General features: G+C 46.6%; 16 protein-coding genes. 4 read left to right on the top strand and 12 right to left on the bottom strand.

Annotated elements, in window-relative coordinates; genetic code table 11:
- Positions 1-5: 5 nt before the first annotated feature.
- Positions 6-797 carry a HalD/BesD family halogenase gene (locus BM099_RS10550; protein WP_090727764.1) on the bottom strand — a complete coding sequence of 264 codons (792 nt, stop codon included), beginning with the start codon at positions 795-797 and terminating at the stop codon, positions 6-8.
- Between the two features lie 217 nt (positions 798-1,014).
- Between BM099_RS10550 and BM099_RS10545 the strand changes: the two genes are divergently transcribed.
- Entirely contained in the window at positions 1,015-1,545 is a 531-nt protein-coding gene (locus BM099_RS10545; protein WP_090727762.1) for a hypothetical protein, read from the top strand.
- A 125-nt stretch (positions 1,546-1,670) separates the two neighbouring features.
- Here BM099_RS10545 and purB read toward each other — a convergent pair whose 3' ends face one another.
- From purB to BM099_RS10525, 4 genes are all read right to left on the bottom strand, one after another.
- Positions 1,671-3,035 (bottom strand): adenylosuccinate lyase, encoded by a 1,365-nt coding sequence (gene purB, locus BM099_RS10540; protein WP_090727760.1) that lies wholly within the window; start codon positions 3,033-3,035, stop codon positions 1,671-1,673.
- A 92-nt stretch (positions 3,036-3,127) separates the two neighbouring features.
- Positions 3,128-3,793, bottom strand: a complete 666-nt coding sequence (hflD, locus tag BM099_RS10535) for a high frequency lysogenization protein HflD (RefSeq protein WP_090727758.1) — start codon at positions 3,791-3,793, stop codon at positions 3,128-3,130.
- Positions 3,794-3,799: 6 nt separating this feature from the next.
- The gene (gene mnmA / locus BM099_RS10530) at positions 3,800-4,918 is read right to left on the bottom strand and encodes a tRNA 2-thiouridine(34) synthase MnmA (RefSeq protein ID WP_090727756.1); all 1,119 of its coding nucleotides are present in this window, start codon (positions 4,916-4,918) and stop codon (positions 3,800-3,802) included.
- Positions 4,919-4,956: 38 nt separating this feature from the next.
- Positions 4,957-5,400, bottom strand: a complete 444-nt coding sequence (locus tag BM099_RS10525) for an NUDIX hydrolase (RefSeq protein ID WP_090727754.1) — start codon at positions 5,398-5,400, stop codon at positions 4,957-4,959.
- 82 nt (positions 5,401-5,482) lie between these two features.
- On the opposite strand from BM099_RS10525, the gene moaE reads away from it, so the two are divergent.
- Positions 5,483-5,962 carry a molybdopterin synthase catalytic subunit MoaE gene (gene moaE / locus BM099_RS10520; RefSeq protein ID WP_090727752.1) on the top strand — a complete coding sequence of 160 codons (480 nt, stop codon included), beginning with the start codon at positions 5,483-5,485 and terminating at the stop codon, positions 5,960-5,962.
- A 140-nt stretch (positions 5,963-6,102) separates the two neighbouring features.
- Here the strand turns inward: moaE and BM099_RS10515 are convergent, their stop codons facing one another.
- A complete protein-coding gene (locus BM099_RS10515) occupies positions 6,103-7,200 on the bottom strand; it encodes an alcohol dehydrogenase family protein (protein ID WP_198064198.1) in 1,098 nt (365 codons plus the stop codon).
- 242 nt (positions 7,201-7,442) lie between these two features.
- Here BM099_RS10515 and BM099_RS10510 point away from each other — a divergent pair, with 242 nt between their 5' ends.
- Together BM099_RS10510 and BM099_RS20675 are read left to right on the top strand one after the other, a co-directional pair.
- Positions 7,443-8,351: a LysR family transcriptional regulator gene (locus BM099_RS10510; protein WP_090727750.1), complete on the top strand. Its 909-nt coding sequence runs from the start codon at positions 7,443-7,445 to the stop codon at positions 8,349-8,351.
- Between the two features lie 103 nt (positions 8,352-8,454).
- Entirely contained in the window at positions 8,455-8,580 is a 126-nt protein-coding gene (locus BM099_RS20675) for a hypothetical protein (protein ID WP_415860147.1), read from the top strand.
- Between the two features lie 167 nt (positions 8,581-8,747).
- On the opposite strand, the gene BM099_RS10505 is transcribed toward BM099_RS20675, so the two are convergent.
- The 6 genes from BM099_RS10505 to BM099_RS10480 all read right to left on the bottom strand — a co-directional run bounded on the left by BM099_RS10505 (position 8,748) and on the right by BM099_RS10480 (position 16,616).
- Positions 8,748-10,694 carry a putative bifunctional diguanylate cyclase/phosphodiesterase gene (locus tag BM099_RS10505; protein ID WP_090727747.1) on the bottom strand — a complete coding sequence of 649 codons (1,947 nt, stop codon included), beginning with the start codon at positions 10,692-10,694 and terminating at the stop codon, positions 8,748-8,750.
- 397 nt (positions 10,695-11,091) lie between these two features.
- On the bottom strand, positions 11,092-12,111 hold the full coding sequence (locus tag BM099_RS10500) for a formate dehydrogenase subunit gamma (protein ID WP_090727745.1): 1,020 nt from the start codon (positions 12,109-12,111) through the stop codon (positions 11,092-11,094).
- 68 nt (positions 12,112-12,179) lie between these two features.
- The gene (gene fdh3B, locus BM099_RS10495; protein WP_090727742.1) at positions 12,180-12,806 is read right to left on the bottom strand and encodes a formate dehydrogenase FDH3 subunit beta; all 627 of its coding nucleotides are present in this window, start codon (positions 12,804-12,806) and stop codon (positions 12,180-12,182) included.
- A 13-nt stretch (positions 12,807-12,819) separates the two neighbouring features.
- A complete protein-coding gene (locus BM099_RS10490; protein ID WP_090727740.1) occupies positions 12,820-15,684 on the bottom strand; it encodes a formate dehydrogenase subunit alpha in 2,865 nt (954 codons plus the stop codon).
- A gap of 27 nt (positions 15,685-15,711) precedes the next feature.
- Positions 15,712-15,915: a twin-arginine translocation signal domain-containing protein gene (locus BM099_RS10485; protein ID WP_090727738.1), complete on the bottom strand. Its 204-nt coding sequence runs from the start codon at positions 15,913-15,915 to the stop codon at positions 15,712-15,714.
- 71 nt (positions 15,916-15,986) lie between these two features.
- Complete coding sequence (locus BM099_RS10480; protein WP_090727737.1) at positions 15,987-16,616, bottom strand: TorD/DmsD family molecular chaperone; 630 nt, start codon at positions 16,614-16,616, stop codon at positions 15,987-15,989.
- Positions 16,617-16,630 lie beyond the last annotated feature (14 nt).

The raw sequence follows: 16,630 nt of genomic DNA, 5'->3' as shown, positions 1-16,630 counted from the left end.
TGAATTCAACAGGCTTTTGCTGATCGCCCATAAAAAGTTTCCTGGGCAAACTCTGATAACGCGATGCCTGGTTGAGAGTTGTAAGCCAATACAACCAGCATGCGTGTTGTATCGCCTTTCACGGGTGTCACACGATGTAGTGAGTCCCTGCCGCGAAATAGCACCAATGCACCGGGCTCCATGCTTAGTGGGGTTCCTTTAACACTCCCTTGTAATATTGATTCAACCAGCGGGTAATTCATGTCTCCCTGGCTTGAGTTCCTGGCATCTTTTACATATTCAAAAACACCGTCAGCTTCAGGTTTTTGCACCAGTAAGGTGATGGCAAATGAAGAGTTATCAAAATGCCAGCCAAGCTCTTCACCGGCGCGTGCGTAATGTAAATTTATGGAAGAGAGTGGGTCTGCATATTCGTACAAAGACTGTTCGCCCAGTACATGGCAAAGAAACTGACGAAAGTCTTGGGAATCGTAAACAGAGCGCAATGGCGAGTCTTGCGCTATTTGGTCGTCAGTAATACAGCCTTTGCTCGACATCACTTGATAATTCTGCGGGTGTTGTGCCGGGAAGTTATTATAAGGGGGAGTTAGGTAAGCGCTATGCGACTGTTGGCAAAAATAAGCGAGGTGCTGGTTTGCTTCACCTTCTTGTTTGATCTGTTGAATGACACTGGCTTGTATAAAGTTTTCCAGGACTAATACACCTTGCTGATCAAGCGTGTTTTTGCAGCGTGCCCGAAAGCTACTATCGTTGAGGTTGTAGTCCTCATTATTAACTATTTCTTTCAGATCGCTCATGAAAATATCCTTTGAAAATATCTACTCAAATCAGCGTTAACCTTGATAAGCATAATGCCTTTATTCTATGAAAACTTCACTGTGCTTGTGTTAGTGGGCTAGAGCCGCGTGCGCTGGCGCTGAAAACTTATTGAGTTTCCTATGAGTATCCATCGGCTTCTTATCAGCAAATGAGCGCTGTTATACTGAACGATGGATAATAAAAAAAGGAATATTTATGCGTATTCTAACTGTGATAATCGCTATCACAGCAGGGTTACTTGCTTTGCCAGCGATAAGTGATGAATCCAAAACTGATAAAATAGAACGTGCTTCCTCAGCAGCGCCATCAGATTTAAGTAGTAAAGCAACCATTGTTGATGTGGATGGCTCGGTTCTCAGGCAGGGAGAGTCTGATTGGAATTGTATGCCCGGTATACCGGTTGTTGCCGGTGATATGCACCCGATGTGTAACGACTCCGTCTGGCGTGACTTATTGAAAGCCGCAGCGACGGGTGCACCCTTCGAGGCAGATCGCATCGGTATCTCCTATATGCTTCAGGGCGATGCCATGGTGAGTAATTCAAATCCGGCCGCTACAGATCCGAATAATGGAGATGTCTGGGTGCAGGAGGGGCCACATATTATGATTGTTGTCCCTAAAGCTTCGCTTAAAGGTCTTTCAGATGACCCGTATAACGGTGGCCCTTATGTTATGTGGAAAGATACTCCTTATGCCCACATTATGGTGCCTGTGGTGAATAAGTAGTAATCACTGATGTGGTGATTGAGCTGGTAGGTAGCGCTCAGAAGCCATAGGGAAATAAAAACGGGGTCATGAATTAACATGACCCCGTTTTCTGATCTGTCACTTTGCTGCGCGAGGCAGAAGCTTTAGATTTTTTTAGCTTGCTCTACCGCATTACCGATATAGTTGTGCGGTGTTAGCTGCTTGAGTGCAACTTTGACCTCTTCCGGCAATTCAAGCGTATCGATAAATGCCTGAATAGTATCTTTGTTCATCGTCTGGCCGCGTGTCAGCGCTTTGAGTTTTTCGTACGGTTCTTCAATCGCGTAGCGACGCATAACCGTCTGAATTGGCTCAGCCAATACTTCCCAGGCATTTTCAAGATCGAGATCCAAACGGGCTGCGTTTAGCTCTAACTTGCTGATACCTTTCAGCGTAGACTGATAAGCAATCATGCTGTAACCAAAACCAACGCCCATGTTACGCAGAACAGTAGAGTCCGTCAGGTCGCGCTGCCAGCGCGAGATCGGCAGTTTAGCGGCGAGATGCTGCATGATAGCGTTAGCAATACCCAGGTTACCTTCCGAGTTCTCGAAATCGATAGGGTTAACCTTGTGTGGCATAGTGGAAGAACCGACTTCGCCCGCAATAGTGCGCTGTTTGAAATAGCCCTGAGATACATAACCCCAGATATCGCGATCAAAATCGATCAGGATAGTATTGAAACGACAAACCGCATCAAATAGCTCGGCAATGTAATCATGCGGCTCAATTTGAGTGGTGTACGGGTTCCAGCTCAGGCCAAGGGTATTGATCATGGTCTGTGCGTTAGCTTCCCAGTCTATATCCGGGTATGCCGACAAATGAGCGTTATAGTTACCGACAGCGCCATTAATTTTGCCCAGGAACTCGATCTGGCCCAGCTGCTTAAGCTGACGTTGCAAACGATGTGCAACGTTAGCCATCTCTTTACCTACGGTAGTAGGAGAGGCCGTCTGACCGTGTGTGCGCGATAGCATAGGCTGCTCGGCAAAGTCACGGCCCATCTGAGCAATCTGGTCAGCGGTTTGCTGCATCAATGGAAGAACAACGTTCAGGCCATCTTTCAGCATTAATGCGTGAGACAGGTTGTTGATGTCTTCTGAGGTGCAGGCAAAATGTACGAATTCGTTGACGGCTGCCAGTTCGGCATTGTCTTTGAATTTTTCTTTGATCAGGTATTCAACCGCTTTAACGTCGTGGTTGGTAGTGCGCTCGATCTCTTTAACACGCTCGGCGTCAGCTTCGCTAAAGTCATCAACAATGCTGTTAAGCAGCGCATTTGCTGACTCACTCAGTGCCGGGACTTCAGGAATCTGAGGATGAGCAGCCAGTTGTTGTAACCAACGGATCTCAACCAGAACACGGTTACGGATAAGTCCAAATTCACTGAAGATAGGGCGCAGGTCAGCTGTTTTGCTGCCATAACGGCCATCTACCGGAGATACGGCAGTGAGGGCAGAAAGCTCCATGTATCGTCTCGCTGTAGCTAAAGGGTTAAAAATGAGGCGCGATTATAGCGGATAAAACTAAAAAAATCTGCAGTCACGCCATGTGTGCTTTTTTAAGCCATGATTTTTCGCAACGAAGGGCGCAGGCGTGAGCGGAAAAACAACAAATGCCAGCGCTTTCCACCCACTTGTCGCCACAACATCGCGGCACGAATACCGGCGAGCAACAAAGCACGGATGCGTGCAGCGTTCTCCGCATTTTGTAAATGACGTGGGTCGCCACCTACCTGAATCCGAAAACTGAAAGAGCTGATCGTATCCTGATAGAGGCTGGCAACGTTGGCGATAACGTTGGAGTGCGTATAGGATGATGGATTATCCAACGCGTTTTCATCTTCGGGATTAAAGTAACGAGCCTTTTCTTTGGTTTCGTCAATGCGTTTACCCATGATATTGAGCATATCTTTATTTTTAGAGAGCTTTTGTTCCAGCATGATCATACTGAGCACATAGTTGGTGACGTTATTGGCCTTGGCATCTTTTTTCTTCTCAACCACATCATTGAGGGCTTTTAAGCCCATGCTGAGGTTAAACGGCAAATCGTGTACACCCCCAAAAATATCTTCAGTGATTTTAGGGTCGGTAACAAACAGGCTGTAAATACTGGTTTCCAAACTGTTTTGCGCCACCATGCCGCGGTTAGCTATCTGATCAACAAGAGAAGCCGCCTGAAACATCGCTGCTAACGCGATGGTTTGTTCGTCATGTGCTCTGGACATTATTCGTTACGCCTCTTTCTTTCCTGTTGATTCTATAGGGCCACCACCCAAACAAAGGTCGTTTTGATAAAATACGACAGATTGCCCGGGTGTGACAGCACGTTGTGCTGCGTCGAAATACACGATATAGGTGCCGTCAGCGGTTTTATCAAGTGTGCAGTCCTGATCAGCCTGACGATAACGTACTTTGGCTTTGCATCGATACGGTGTTTCGGGTGCTGAGCCATTGATCCAGAAGAGATCATTGCTGGTTAACCAATCACTAAACAGCAAATCATTTTGTTGCCCCTGAACTGCTATTAGTACATTGCGATGCAGATCTTTACCCGCAACAAACCAAGGCTCTTCCGGGTAGTCTTTCAAGCCACCTATATGCAGCCCTTGGCGCTGGCCAATGGTATAGTACATTAAACCTGCATGCTCACCGATGACATCACCGCTATCGGTTTCGATCTTGCCGGGTTGCGCCGGCAGGTATTGCTGCAAAAAATCTTTAAAGCGACGCTCACCGATAAAGCAGATGCCAGTGCTATCTTTCTTATTGTGCGTAATCAGATCATGCTCTTCTGCTATTTTACGTACGGCGGGTTTTTCCAGCTCACCGACAGGAAAGAGGGTTTTCTTAATCTCCTCTTCACCGACTTGATGTAAAAAATAACTCTGATCTTTATTGTTATCTAAACCTTTTAACAGGCTGGTATGGCCGTCACGGTCACCACGGCGCACGTAATGGCCGGTGGCGATATAGTCCGCACCCAGTTCGATGGCGTATTCCAGAAAGGCTTTAAATTTGATCTCGCGGTTACATAAAATATCCGGATTCGGTGTGCGACCAGCCTTGTACTCAGCGAGAAAGTATTCAAACACATTATCCCAGTACTCGGCTGCAAAATTGGCCTTATGCAAAGGAATGTTGAGCTTATCGCACACCGCTTGCGCATCAGCGAGATCGTCCATCGCTGTGCAGTATTCAGAGCCGTCATCCTCTTCCCAGTTTTTCATGAAAAGGCCTTCTACCTGGTAACCCTGTTGGATCAACAGCACGGCAGAAACGGAAGAGTCTACGCCGCCGGACATGCCGACGATTACTTTTTGTGGTGATGACTGTGAGGTTGTTTTACTCATTACTTACTCTACATATAAAACACAAATCGAAATACAGATTACAACTGACGGACGAAATTTAAAGGAAAACGTCGATTATCCAGATAATCATCGATACAGGCCAGCACCATCGGGCTGCGCAGTGATTCTTTTTGCGCGACCAGCTCATCCCGGGTTAGCCAATGTGTCGCAATGATATCACTGTCCAGCTCATAGTTGACATCATGCGAGATCACTTCGGCGATATAACAGAGGCGGTGATAGGTCACGCCATTGCTTTTGCCTTCAATCGTATACAGGCCCAATAAAGAGGTTAAACGCACATGCCGGCCGGTTTCTTCGAGCGTTTCGCGAATAGCCGCTGCTTCAAAGCACTCGCCTTGTTCAACATGGCCTGCGGGTTGATTAAACACACGCAACCCCTCTGAATGCTCCTCGACCATCAGAAAACGACCCTCTTTATGAATAATCGTGGCAACCGTTGCATGAGGTGTCCAGCTCATTTTGCTCTCCCAAAGCGGCTTTATTGAGGCGCACACCATAGCATTAATGGTATGATTTTTCTCATGATAACGAGGTGTTGTGATGTCTGAATCTGTAGTTAAAAGTTTAAAAGTGGAAAGTTTAATAAAAGTACAAACAGAAGATTTTTCCATAGGCGAGCTCTACGACTGGTTAAAATCAGAAGATGCCAGCAGCGGTGCGGTAGTGACTTTTACCGGCATCGTGCGCGAGCATGTAGAAACCCGGATGCAACAGATGTTTCTCGAGCATTACCCCGGCATGACAGAGCGCGCATTAGAGAAAATTGTTGAACAAGCCCGCGAGCGCTGGCAGTTAGGCAATATAGTCGTGATCCATCGGGTAGGGCGTTTATCGCTCAACGATAATATTGTGTTTGTCGGGGTCGCCAGCGGCCATCGCGTCAATGCTTTTGAAGCAGCGCAGTTCATCATGGATTATCTGAAGAAAGACGCACCCTTCTGGAAAAAAGAGATAAACGCAGAATCGGAAACATGGGTGGAGCAAAAGTCTTCAGATATTGATGCGGCAAAGAAGTGGTAATTCAGTGCTAACAGAGCAGCCAATTATATTGGGATAGGGAATATGCCACAGCGTCATACCTTGTTTTAAATTGAGCAGCATCAGAAGTGATGCTGCTCAATTCTTGCTTTGGGCGCTGACTAGGCCATGATATGCCACTCTTACCGGGGTGGCAGTAGTACCAGTTTGCCAATGAATTTTTTAGCCATAAAGTCTTGTTGAGCTTCGCTGATCTGTTGTAGTGGATACGTTTTAGCAATCAAGGGCTTTATCTCTCCACGCTCTATATATTGGATCAAATTTTCGAACACTGATCTAGGCTGGTAAGTACAGCCAAAGAAACTTAAATCCTTTAGATATAACGTTCTCACATCCAGTTCAACGATGGGGCCTGCGATTGCGCCTGCTACTGCGTAGCGGCCGCCTCTGCGTAACAGGTCGAGTAGCTCTGCCCATTGATCTCCGGCGACCAAATCAATCACGACATCCACTGAGTCATTGGCGAGAATATCCGTCAGACTTTGTCCCCGTTGGATTACCTTGTCAGCTCCCAGCGCCTTAACTTGCTCCATCTTTTCAGCGCCACAGATTGCAATGACGTTAGCCTGGCGACGTTTAGCCAATTGTATTGCCGCCGATCCTACACCGCCCGATGCCCCGGTGATCAGTACCGTTTCATTGGCTTTAACAGCGGCTCTGTCGATCATATTTTCGGCAGTAGAATAGGCACATGGGAACGATGCCAGCTCTGCATCACTCAATGAACTTTGTATTGTAAATGCTTCAATTGCTCGGGTCTTGGTATATTGTGCGAAGCTACCGTCACATTCAGAGCCAAATGTAATACAGCTGAATTCATCTTCTGTGGGTACTGATTGCATGCTACGCACCAGCACCCTTTGACCTATCCGATCAGGGTTGACCTGCTCACCGACAGCGACAATCTCGCCACAGCAATCCGCCCCTTGTATCCTCGGTAACCCAAGCGGGATACCTGACCAGCTTGCATCATCATCATTGGCTGTCTCAAATCCATCTGCAGCCCCGGCGTTGGTTTGCCCGGTTACGCCTTTCGAATACCAACCGATACGGGTATTGATATCGGTATTGTTTACTCCACTGGCACCCACCTTGATGAGTACCTCTCCTTTACCTGGCGTTGGTACTGGCAGGTCAGTGCGCAACTGCAGTTTTTCAAGGCCACCGTGCCCCGTTAAAATAACGCCTGTCATTTGATGCGGGATTTTATTGATTGTCATATTATTTTCCACGCTTGAATTGAATTCGCATCGAACTGGATTAAATTAAGACAGTTCGTTTGAATCATGAGTCCCTGGCTTTCACTGATCGAAAAGCATTTATCAGGTAGTTGCCTACTAGACTAAGAAAAATGCATACTTCAAGCAAACAATAAATAATTAATGAGTTATTCAGATTTATTGAAGCATTAATATGTTTATTAAAATTGAAATACTCGTTAAATATCCGGAAAGGGCAGCCAATGGACCCGTTACTTGATCTTGAATTATTACGTACATTTGTCATGGTTGTGAGAACAGGAGAACTTAAGAAAGCAGCGGAAGCTATTTATCGTTCACATGCGGCAGTCAGCATGCAGATGAAGCGCCTGGAGGAGCAGTTGGGCAGCCGTTTAATGGAACGTAGTAACCGAGGGATCACATTAACTGAAGCAGGAAAGACATTACTCAGTTACAGTGAACAATTTTTACAACTTAACAATGCTGCGCTGTCTGCCTTAGCCGCAAGGGATCTTTCCGGCCAACTCAGTTTTGGTATTCCTACGGATTATGCACAAGATTTCCTTAATTTCTTTATGCCGGTATTAACCCAAGAACTACCTAACCTTGAGGCACGAATAGTCTGTGATCGTAGTCGAAACCTGAGAAAAAAATTGGATGCCGGTGAGCTTGATATAGCCATTGTTGCCGGAGAAGCAGAAAGTACAGATGAGATGTTGCTTTGGAGCGAACGCTTGATATGGTCAGCTCCGGCATTTGTTCGGCTGGAAGAACATGCGGAAATACCGGTCGCTATACATCAGGACAATTGTATCGTTCGTGATCTATGTCTTGAAGGGCTGAAAAAGGCCAATATTTCTTATAGGCAAGTATTTGCTAGCCCCGTCCTTGAAAATGTAGCGACAGCCGTTCATGCTGGTTTTGCTATATCGCTATTGCCTGAATCATTACTGATCCCTCATAAAACCAGAATGTTACCTGCAAATATTATTAACAGTAATTTAGTACTCAAGATGAATATGATCTACTCAGCATCTATTGACGAGCAGGTATTAAAACGAATTTCAGAATGTCTACTGATCGCCTCTGACACACAGAAAAAAGCGCATTTAATGGTTTCTCCAGTATCCCAGCCGGGGTATCCAGGGTAATCCCCCGGAAATTAATAATGCGCAAAAGTAGAATTTTCTTGTAATCTATACGCAGGAGGTTCTGCATGACATTAATCGATATACCTGTCTGACGGATGTATTATTGAAAATCAGTGAGCATCCGGCCAGTCGAGTGGAAGAGCTGACGCCCCGGGTATGGATAGAGAAATTTGCAAATCAACCATTACCTTCAGACCTGTATCGGGATATCAACCAGGCCGCAGAATGAACGGTTACGGTCATCATAGGTATCTCACCATACTTTGGAAGTGATGACCGCCAAGCGTTTCACAGAAAAGCAGGAGTCCATCATCAATACTACGCGTATAGGTATAAATTTAGGGTAAATGTCTTTGAAGTCCATAAGCTAAGCATTCTATCGATAACTTTATTCCTCTATTTCAGGTTCGTTTTTTCCGAATGAAACCTAAATTGTTTGAAAATATCGAATTCACTGGGTGGGACTGGCTTTTGGAATAAGGAGCCTTGGCCATATTGGCAATTCAGGTTCTTTAAAAATTCATAACACGACTGTGTTTCGATACCTTCTGCAATGATTTCCATATTCAGTTCGTGACCCATTGCAATAATTGTTGAGGCAATGGTGTTGTTTGCGGGCATAAAGCTTCTATCGATTTTTAATACATTAAAGGGTAAGTCTTTCAGGTAGCTCAAACAGGAGTAGCCCGTACCAAAATCATCCAGTAGCAGTCGGGTGCCAAGTTCAGCCAGTTCGTGCAAGGTAGCAACGCAGACCTGATCTTCGGTAATGGCAATGTTTTCTGTGATTTCGATATGAATGCATTCAGCTGGTAGTGACAAGGCGGTTAAAATATCTGATAGCCGTTTAGAAAATTTTGGGTCTTTCAATTGATAGGAGGAAACGTTAATGGCCATTGCATGATTAACTGCACCAGCTTCCCGCCATATTTTACACTGCTGGCAAGCCTGTTGTATGACCCAATTTCCAATATTAATAATCTGCCCAGAATGCTCCGCAATGGGAATAAACTCATCGGGACCAATGATTTCATTATTTTCGTTGGTCCAGCGTAAAAGTGCTTCGCTGCCTACGATTCTTCCGTCTGAAAGTTTGACGACAGGTTGGTAAACCAGGCTGATCTCATTATTATTAATGGCGTGATGAAGTTGTTTAACTAAGTCTAGCTTACGATTTTGTTTACTAGCAGATAGTTTATCGTAGGCTTGAAACTGATTTCTTCCAGCATTTTTGGCTTGATACATGGCCGTATCGGCGTGCTTTAGTAGTGAGGTACTATTCCCTCCATTTTTTGGGTAACAGGCAATGCCAATACTCGCCGTAATATATGTTTCGGAATCATCTAGTCTGATCGGTTTGCTGATGGCATCGATAATTCTGTGAGCAATTGAGTCGATAGTTTCAATGTATTCAAAACAATCAGTGACAGCAACAAACTCATCGCCACCAAAACGCACAACTAAATCGGGCTCTCGCACGGTATGCGCAATACGATTGGCCATCTCAACAAGCAGTTCATCACCGACAGTATGGCCCAGGGTATCGTTGACATCTTTAAATTGATCAAGGTCTATAAACATTACTGCAAACTGTGAATTGTTGCGAACTGATTTGGCTATCGCTGTATTAATGGTGTTCTCTAGTACATTTCTGTTGGGTAAGCCCGTTAAGGTGTCTTTGTAGGCCAGTTGTTTATTAAGCTCCTCGCTTTGTGCGAGGGCTTCCATTGCTGCTTCCCTGTTTGTTAGTACTGCTGATACAGCGCGGGATATAAACATTGTGATGAATAAAACGAGGGCCGAAGACAAAATGATCAACCAGATAGTCGTGGTTTCTATAAAATTGGTAATTTTTTCCACCGGCTCTTCAAATTCAGCTGAGTTGTTACTAAACTCAGACAGCGCTTTAACTAGCTGATTTTGAAGTACTTGTATACTGATTGTGTCATTTTCATAGCGGGTTAGTGCATCCAGGGTTTCGTCAGCGCTTTTGATGTCATTTTCGCACAGTGTAATTACTGCCTCGGTACCCATTAAGTTCATCAGTAGTTGATTAGAGTGACTGATAATGGATAGACACTCAATAGGTTGCTCTCGAATCTTGATAATAGCTTCACGGATTTGATTGATGTTGAGCGGATCTTCTGCTGAAACTACTTTTCTGGGTACAGAAATCAGTTCATTTAATTCATTAGTGTATTTGTAGTGACGTATATTTAGTTGGTGAAAATAATTACCGTTATTGAGCAGGTAAAAACTCCACAACATCATCATAGAAAACAATAAGAAAATAACTGTTAAGAAGGGAATTGCTTTTTTGATCCAGTTATTTTTCAAAGTCATTTATTATTAGGCTCGATGATATGTGCGTACTAAAGGAGAAAATGCTTGGAAACTTTGAAACGCTTAGAACGATATTTCTTATTATTTATATCATAGTGTTCGTTTTAAGCAAGGAGAGGGGCCCGTTACGCACTTACTCGTTAGCTTATGAGTCCTAAGAAAACGTCCGCCGCGGGTCGGCACTGTCTTGCGAGGTATATGCAGATGTATAAAAGTATTTGATTACGCAAAAGAGAATAGAAATGTACGGACAGTAGAGCGCCAGTTTATGCGCCCGGTCTTACGTTAATTAGCGAAACCAGACCTGTAACTGCTTATGTAAAGTCGATACAGGTCTGGTTTTTTCAGTGGAACATATAGCCAAGAGAGCCTTATAACTGCTGCTTGGCTGTTTCGTTTACTTTTTGTTCTTCACCTCGTTATACCAGAGGTCATGATGTTGTTTCGCCCATGCTTCATCGACGTGGCCGTTTGTCATGCCTTCGAGTGCGCCTTCTGTACCGGCGGTGCCGATATAGATATGACCAAACGATGCGGCTATCAGCAGTAGTGAAGCTGCGCCGTGAATCAGGTTAGCCTGCTGCATGGTTTCACGGTATTGGTCAAAGTTTGGAAAGTCCATCACTAAGCCGCTTATACAAACAACCAATCCGACGGTAGTCAGAACCCAAAACCAGGCTTTTTCGCCGCCGTTCATATAGCCAGCGCTAGGGTGAGCTTTACCCACCATGCCGCCGCCTTGCATAAACCATTTAACGTCTGTGCTGTTGAAGAAGTTATTTTTCATCCATTTGATGATCATGACTAGCAGACCCAGTACAAACAGAGGTCCTAAATAGTTATGCGCTAATTTGCAGGCTATTGCGTAGTTACCCCAGAGTGAATCACCGAGTGCTGCGCGCAGGAAAAACTTTCCGTAGAGCAGGGTTAAGCCTGAAATCGCTAAGATGATAAACAGGGTAGCGACGGTCCAGTGCAGGGCGCGATCAAAACGCTTCCAGCGCTCTACTGTATTGCCTGTGCGTGGGGAGTCGAGCTTATTTTGGCCCACTAAGATGTAAAAAATAAGCAGTACAGCAAGTGTGCCACCCATGGCATAAGCCCCTGCGGGCGTTACCCATTGGTTACGCCATATGCGCCACTCTTCACCTTGTACGTTGATGAGTTGGTTGGCTTCTCTGGCCTGTGATTGTGTACGTCCGGTTTCGCCCTGTTGTATGGCCTTCCAGTATTCTGGACCAGCAAAGCTAGCAACTTTTCTTTCAGCGGGTCTGGCTTGTGATGTTTTTTCTTCAGCAGAGTCCGCCGCCTGTGTAAGCCCAGAGAACGACAAGGAGAATGCTAACGTTAGTGCCAGCAAGGGCAGCAGTAAGGTATGAAATGGCAGTTTAAAACTGAGCCATTTAAGTGGAATCATAGATCCCCCTAAGAATAAGGCGCCGGAAGTTTCCGGCGCGTTAAGGATTAAGCCTTAAGCGTTAAGGCTTAGGCTTTAGACTGGGTTGCATCGTAAGCCAGGTCGGCTCCTGTCTTTTGCATCGTCGGTGCTTGTGCCCAGGCACCATCATTGTGACCACGGTAGATGACGCGCTCACGGAAGATGTCAGACACTTCCGCTGCATCACCCGCTAACAGCGCTTTGGTGGAGCACATTTCAGCACACATGGGCAGCTTACCTTCGGCAATACGGTTGGATCCGTATTTTGCTTTCTCTTCCGGGCTGTTGTCTTCTTCAGGACCACCTGCACAGAAGGTACACTTGTCCATTTTTCCACGCTCACCAAAAGCAGCATCGCTGGGGAACTGCGGTGCGCCAAATGGGCAGGCATACAAGCAATAACCACAGCCGATACAGCCGTCTTTGTTGTGTAGCACGATGCCATCTTCGGTTTGATAGAAAACATCAGTAGGGCAGACGGCCATACAAGGCGCATCTGAGCAATGCATACAGGCTACCGAGATGGAAGTTTCACCTGGCTCGCCATCATTGATGGTAACAACGCGGCGACGCTGAATACCCCATTCGACTTCGTTTTCGTTTTTACATGCGGTGACACAGCCATTGCACTCGATACAGCGCTTGGAGTCACAGAGGAATTTCATTCTAGCCATAATCTGTTACCCCTTATGCGGTAGCTTTGTTGATACGACACAAGGTAACTTTCGTTTCCTGCATCTGAGTGACTGGGTCATAACCATATGTGGTGGCTGTATTTGCTGCTTCGCCAGTGACATAAGGTGCGGCGCCTTGAGGGTATTTATCGGTGAGATCTTTACCCTGGAAGCGGCCTCCGAAATGGAACGGCATAAATACAACGCCTGTATCAACACGCCGGGTAACCAATGCTTTAACGCGCACCTTACCGCCTTCGGCACCTTCCACCCACACATCGTCGCCATCCTTGAAGCCGATGTTGTTGGCATCAACTGGGTTTACTTCTACAAACATTTCTTGTTGAAGCTCTGCCAGCCAAGGATTTGAGCGGGTCTCTTCTCCGCCTCCTTCATACTCAACTAAGCGGCCAGAAGTCAGGACAATCGGGTACTCTTTAGAGACATCTTTATCCTGAATTGACTTGTACAGGGTTGGTAAACGATAGATGGATTCAGCGTCATCCCATGTAGGATACTTGCTGACCAAGTCTCGGCGAGCGGTGTACAAGGGCTCACGATGCAGCGGTACTTTATCAGGGAAGGTCCAGACGACAGCACGGGCTTTGGCATTACCAAAAGGTGAGCAGCCATGTTTGATGGCGACACGCTGGATACCGCCTGACAGGTCAGTTTTCCAGTTTTTACCTTCGGCTTGAGCTTTTTCATCAGCGGTTAGATCGTCCCACCAGCCGAGTTTTTTCAGTAACTTACCGCTGAATTCAGGGTAGCCATCTTTGATATCTGAATTTTTCGAGAAAGAATTCTCAGCCAGTAGGTTGACGCCTTCACGTTCTACACCAAAGCGGGCGCGGAAGGTTAAACCACCGTCAGCAACGGACTTGCTGGTATCGTATAAGATTGGCGTGCCAGGGTGGCCTTGTTCCGCTGTTCCCCAACATGGCCACGGCATGCCGTAGTATTCGCCTGATATCGGACCGCCTTCACCTATCAGCGTATCGTAGTTGAAGGTGTGCCAGTTTTTCTGGTGCAACTTCATACGCTCAGGACTTTGGCCCGTGTAACCAATCGTCCACATTCCTTTATTGAACTCGCGGGTAATATCTTCAATGACCGGCTGGTCGTTTTTGATTTCGATATTTTTGAAAAGCTGTTCAGCAAAACCGAGTTTTTTCGCAAACAGGTTCATGATCTCGTGATCAGGCTTTGATTCAAAAAGCGGCTCAATGACTTGGTCACGCCATTGTAGCGAGCGGTTTGAAGCCGTGACAGACCCGTAAGTCTCAAACTGGGTACAGGCAGGCAGCAGATAAACACCATCTTTGCGGTCGGACATAACGGCCGCATGGGTTGGATAGGGGTCAACTATGACCAGCGTATCGAGTTTTTCGATCGCTTTTTTCATCTCAACACCACGCGTCTGGGAGTTAACAGCGTGACCCCAACAGACCATGACACGCAGATTGTCTTTCTGGTCGATATTCTCTTTATTTTCAAGTACACCATCAATCCAGCGGGAAACCGGAATACCCTGGTCGTTGATGGGTTTTAGTTTGCGGTAGACGTTTTGATCAAAACGGTTTTGAATCCACTCCAGATCTACATTCCAGACCTTAGCCCAATGTGCCCAGGCGCCGTCGGATAAACCGTAGTAGCCAGGCAAGGTGTGTGACAGTACCCCCAGGTCAGTCGCGCCTTGTACATTGTCGTGACCTCGAAAGATGTTCGTTCCGCCGCCAGATTTACCCATATTACCCAGCGCCAGCATCAGGATGCAGTATGCACGCGTGTTGTTGTTACCGGTGGTGTGCTGGGTTCCCCCCATACACCAGATAACCGTACCAGGACGGTTTTCAGCCAGTTCTTTAGCAGCGCGTCGCATCTGTTCGCCGGTTACGCCGGTTACATTCTCAACTTCGTCAGGTGTCCACTTGCTGACTTCTTCGCGTACTTCATTCATGCCGTAAACGCGTTGCTGGATGAACTGTTTGTCTTCCCAGCCGTTTTCAAAGATATGCCATAACATTCCCCAGACAAATGCGACATCAGAGCCCGGTCGAATGCGGATATACTCATTGGCGTGAGCAGCCGTACGGGTGAAGCGAGGATCAACGCAGATGATATGTGCTTTGTTACGCTCTTTTGCACGCAGAATATGCTGCATGGAAACCGGGTGCGCTTCAGCAGGGTTGGCGCCGATCAGGATAATAGACTTGGAGAAATGGATATCATTGAACGAGTTAGTCATTGCTCCATAGCCCCAGGTGTTTGCTACACCTGCTACTGTCGTAGAGTGACAAATTCGGGCCTGGTGGTCGACGTTATTGGTTCCCCAAAGCGAAGCATATTTACGGAAAAGGTAGGCTTGTTCATTGCTGAACTTAGCGGAACCTAACCAGTAAACAGAATCCGGGCCGGATTCTTCACGAACTTGCAGCATTTTATCGCCGACTTCGTCAATAGCCTGTTCCCAGGAGATCTTTTTCCATTGGCCATCAACCAGCTTCATTGGGTACTTTAAACGACGATCACCATGGCCGTGTTCACGCAGTGCAGCCCCTTTAGCGCAGTGAGCACCTAAATTGAAAGGATGATCAAAAGCAGGCTCCTGGCCAGTCCAGATACCGTTCTGGACTTCGGCGTAAACGCCGCAGCCAACCGAGCAGTGTGAACAGATCGTACGTTTGATCTCAATCGCTGCACCTGTGGGTGCGGTGGCGGCCTCTGCTGGTTGCATCATGCCAGGTGCCATCATGCCTGCCGTTGCTACACCACCGGCAGCAATACCGGAATTTTGCAAGAAGCGCCGGCGGCTAAGGCCCAGTCCCGACGTCGAAGACGTAGCGGCGGACTGATCAGATTTTTTTGTTAGTCTCATGTTCTCAGATCCTCACCTGTACGGGTGTTAATTACGTAATGTTTCGTAGTAACTACGAACATGTTCGGTTTCCTGGTAACCAGCACTTTGTTTTTTTGCTTCTGGTTCTTCTGCTGTAACTTGCGCTTTAACGCTGCCGACAACGCTAGCAGCGCCAACTGCTGTTCCTGCCAGCCCCAGTGTTTTCAGAAACCCGCGGCGCCCTGTATCAGGCTTTTCTTGTTGGCTCATAATTTATCTCCGCTCTTTTAATCGTTCTTATAATCGTTCTGTAAGTCGCTTAGCTGTTAAGCAATCTGTTTTTATTCTTGTGCGCCTTCGCGTGCCGTTGGTGTCAGCTGCATAAACCAGTTATCTTCCTGTTGCATAAAAGCGTGTCCCAATAGGCCTGCCGCGGTGTAAAAAACGGCATTATCTGCACCTTGTAAGTCGATATAAAATCGATTTGCCCAGCTCTGTAAGTGCTGCTGCCAAAATTGATGTTGTGTGGCATAGCCGTGGCCCTTGGTAATTAACAGGCTCATCACTTCGCAGAGTGCGGCGATGTGATCTTCGGGTTCTTTAACATTGGTTTGGCGCTCAAAGCCGAGTCGGTTTAAATCCTCGCGTAACAGAACCAACGGTTTTTCCATCAGGGAGCCTGTCAGATACCAACAGGCGAAAGGCATCAACTCACCCCGGCCGACTCCAATGAAGAGGTGGTGGTATTCATCATCTAATTGTCGTGGCTTGCTGTGTTTGGCGGCCAGTGCCAGCGTGCTCCAGGCTCTTGCCATGGGCGTGTCCTCGTCCTGATCGGGTTCGAGGCTGGCCAGCCACTCTAATAGATCTTTTTCCGGTGTGCGGCGTAGTAATGTCGCCAGTAATGCGTAGATATCGGCTCTTAACTGGTCGGTTTCCTGCAGAGCAGGAGTCGTGTTGATCATGTTCATTGTGTATGACTCCT

The organism is Neptunomonas qingdaonensis, assembly GCF_900113275.1.
GTDB lineage: Bacteria > Pseudomonadota > Gammaproteobacteria > Pseudomonadales > Balneatricaceae > Neptunomonas > Neptunomonas qingdaonensis.
Note: the sequence above shows the minus strand (reverse complement) of the source record. Positions and strands in the feature narration are given on the sequence as shown.